Annotated in this window: 4 protein-coding genes and 1 pseudogene; 3 read left to right on the top strand and 2 right to left on the bottom strand. The window is 67.0% G+C overall.

Annotated features, from left to right (window positions below; genetic code table 11):
- Window positions 1-164: 164 nt before the first annotated feature.
- Together U9980_RS25565 and U9980_RS25560 are read left to right on the top strand one after the other, a co-directional pair.
- Window positions 165-413, top strand: a complete 249-nt coding sequence (locus U9980_RS25565) for a type II toxin-antitoxin system Phd/YefM family antitoxin (RefSeq protein WP_322749410.1) — start codon at window positions 165-167, stop codon at window positions 411-413.
- Complete coding sequence (locus U9980_RS25560) at window positions 410-661, top strand: Txe/YoeB family addiction module toxin (protein ID WP_322770265.1); 252 nt, start codon at window positions 410-412, stop codon at window positions 659-661. The genes U9980_RS25565 and U9980_RS25560 overlap by 4 nt, the downstream gene beginning before the upstream one ends.
- Window positions 662-964: 303 nt before the next feature.
- Here U9980_RS25560 and U9980_RS25555 read toward each other — a convergent pair.
- Window positions 965-1645: pseudogene (locus tag U9980_RS25555) on the bottom strand (ISL3 family transposase).
- A gap of 9 nt (window positions 1646-1654) precedes the next feature.
- Entirely contained in the window at window positions 1655-2521 is an 867-nt protein-coding gene (locus tag U9980_RS25550; protein WP_322770264.1) for a hypothetical protein, read from the bottom strand.
- Between the two features lie 575 nt (window positions 2522-3096).
- Here U9980_RS25550 and U9980_RS25545 point away from each other — a divergent pair.
- Window positions 3097-3378, top strand: a 282-nt coding sequence (locus U9980_RS25545) for a transposase domain-containing protein (RefSeq protein WP_322770263.1), incomplete at its 3' end; no start/stop codon positions are given.

Raw genomic sequence — 3378 nt, 5'->3', positions numbered from 1 at the left:
ACGGCCGCGTACATGCGGCCATCCGCCCGGGTCACCCCGCGCGGCACCGGACGCGTCATATTCGCATGTTATGACCGAGAGCACCGACCCCGGTCGCCTCAGGGTTCACCGCACGCGCAGCGCGGTGGTACGATATCGTGTACCACTTTGAAGGTGAGGTAGCTGTGGCTGTCACCGCCAGCGAAGCACGCAAGCGCCTGTTCCCGCTGATCGAACAGGTCAACGCCGACCAGGAACCGATTGAGATCCTCTCCAAGCGCGGCACGGCCTACCTGGTGTCAGAGGCCCAGTTCCGGTCCATGCAGGAGACGGCTTACCTGCTACGTTCCCCCGCCAATGCCGCGCACTTGGCGGCCAGCATCGCCGAGGCGGACGCAGGCGCCGTGGAGGAACACGAGCTGCTGGGCCCGTGAGGGTCGTTTTTACTTCGCGGGCCTGGGCCGACTACACGTCCTGGGCCGACGACCGCACGACGCTGCGCCGGATTAACCGCCTGATCGAGGAGTCGGCGCGCGACCCGGCCACCGGAATCGGTAAACCGGAGCAGCTGTCGCAGAATCTATCCGGGTACTGGTCGCGACGAATCACGGACGAACACCGTCTGGTCTACCATGTGCACGGAGACGATCTGATCCTTATTCAGGTTCGCTACCACTACTGAATGGCCCGTCCCCGCTCACGCGATAGGGTTCGACGCGACAGTGATCGGCATGGGGGGCGTTCCTGTGTTCCGCGGAACGCACTGACCAGCTCGTCGGGTCGCTGTTCAGCTGGGTGATCGGGCGTTCGCTGTCCCGTGTGCGCTGATCGCTACCGCGGTTGCGCTAGAAGCCCCGCCGGGTGGGTACCGGGCGGGGCTTGGTGGGCAGGTTGTCGGGGTGCTGTGCACCGTGTCGCGGTGGTCGCCAGTCCGCCGCCCCCTTATTCGGCTCTTCGCAGTTGGCCAGAGGTCGTAGTCGTCTGATTACGTGGCGGTCGCGTGTGCGGTTACGGTCGGTCGCCACGGCGGGCGGGCGGCGCGGGAGGCGGTGTACCGGGCCCGGAGTTGCTGGTTGGCGACGTTGGTCATCCCGAACGCCACCCGGTAGATCAGCTTCGTGAGGCGGTTGACGCCCTCGGCGGCCGCGTTGGAGATCCCGTGCTAGACCGCATTCGTGATCTCCTCGAGCCAATTGTCGATGGTCTCGGTCGCGGTGACGAGCTCGGGGATGCCGGTACCGAAGGTCGCGACGTGGTCGAAGAACCGGAACAGCGCGTGCGCGATCTCGGTGCGGGTGATCGGCCGGCCGGTCCGTGACGGGGAGAGCGGCTTGAGGACCCTGAGCAGCAGGTTCTTCGCGGTCCAGGACACGCGCAGGTCGTAGGCGGCGTCGCCGTCGATCATGACGAGTTCGCCGAGCCCGTCGAGGATCTTCCGTCGGCCGCGGTCCGAGAGCCGGCCGGGCCCGTAGCGCAGCGCGTTCGTGAGCGGGTACTCGATGTCGGTGGCGCGGCCGCGCCGGCCGTGGAGCTGGTGGCTGATGCGTCGTCGCACGTCATCGCACATCGTGCCCATGTGCTGGGCCACGTGAAAATGGTCAGCTGCGACGATCGCGTGCGGGAGCGCCTCGCGGGCGACGGCCCGGTAGGAGGTCGACATGTCGATCGTGACCGCTCAGATCTCGTCGCGCCAGGCCGCCGGCTGGGCACGGATCCAGGCGATCACGGGGGCCTTCGTTCGGGTCTCGACCACGCCGAGCAGGCCGTGCCCGCCCGCGGAGTCGGTCACCACGGTCTGCCAGCGGTCGGCCTCGGGTTCCCACCCGCCCTCGTCGCCGCGGCGGTAGCGCGGCTTCCCGCGGCGCTGGTCGTCGAGCCCGAGAACGCCCGTCGCGGGCAGCGGGCCGAACACCGACCGCAACCGGCGCCGGTTCTCCTGCTCGTCCTGCGGCTCGGTCCCGGGCTCGTCCGCCAGCGGCGACGCACCGGCCTCGTCAGCCTCCTCGCGCGCGGCCGGGCCGACGGCCGGCTCGTCGGCGAGGACCGGGGCGAGCAGGTCACTGGCCACCTTCTGCTCACTGACCGTGATGCCCGCCCGTTCGGTGAGCCTGACGAACGCGCCGTGCGCCGTGTGCCAGGCCACCCGCGCCCACCGCGCGGCCACGTCGACGGACAGCATGCCGTCACCGACCAGATGCCCGAGCGTGTCGAGCGCGGACAGCGTCACCCGCCCGCCGGGCGCGGTGAACCCCGCTGGGCGGGCGAACGACCCCCGCTCACAGGACTGGCTCCCGCAGGCCAGGACCCGTTTGTCGAGCGTCACCCGCAGCGGCACCATCACGAAGTGCCGCGCCGTGTGGCCGACCCGCTCCTTCACGCGCACCGCCACGGCCCCGCAGCCGGGACAGCGACACTCCGTCTCCGGCGCCGTCACCATATGCCGCACCGCCGAACCATCCGCCTCGAACTCCAACACCTCGGCCACGAACCCCGGCAACCCCGCCACCGCCGCCACCGCACGACCAGCCGTACCCTCGAACAACGACGCACCCGTTCTTCTGGCGATCACGGACCTTAGACAAGTCGTGATCTTCCCGGATGGGCGGGTACGTCCTTTTCACGACCCCAGACCTGTCACGCTCCGCCACAACAACAGGTCACGGATGGTCAGCTATCAAACACGATCTCTGGGCAAGTGCGGAGAGCCCGATTGACATTTGAAGGGCTTTTGGCAAGATGACAGATGTTGTAATCGGTGGTGATAGTTACCGAATTTTCCTATTTATTAGCATTCACGAAGAAGATGAGTATATTGAATGTCGAAATCTGGCGTCAGGGGTTCCGCAGGAAATAGTATGCGAAGTCCGCCTCACGGATACGGGGGCGAATTTCTTGTTGCCGACATCGAGGGAGATTGACCTGGAGTTGCTGCGTGCTGTTCTCAAATATCTTGATGATTTGGACCGATGAATTGATCGGAAAAATCGGTCGGAACGTGGGCAGGCTGCGGCCTACCCGGTGCCTTGGCTGCTGATTGGTGACTGTGGGTGATGTGAGGGCTGGGTAGGGCGGCGGGGTTCAGGGCTTCACGCCGACCGCGATGACTGGTTGGCCCGGATGCTGGGGTTGCTGGCCGACCGGGACACGATCGCGGGCGTGTTGGACAGGTGTGGGCATGTGGACCCGCGTCGCCGGGTGCTGACCGGGGCGGTGACCGTGCTGGCGGTGCTGGGGTTGTGCCTGTTCCGGCGGGAGAACGACGACCTGGTCCTGGCCCGGGTGGTCGCGGTAGCCCCGGGGGTGGTGGAGCCGGGTGACGGGCCGCCGATGCCCTCTCTGCCAAGCTTGGCAGAGAGGGCATCGGTATGTCTACGGCAACGCCAATCCGCTGGCGTTCAA

It is taken from the genome of Protofrankia sp. Cr1 (assembly GCF_963555865.1).
Lineage (GTDB): Bacteria > Actinomycetota > Actinomycetes > Frankiales > Frankiaceae > Protofrankia.
This window is presented reverse-complemented; position numbering and strand designations above follow the sequence as displayed.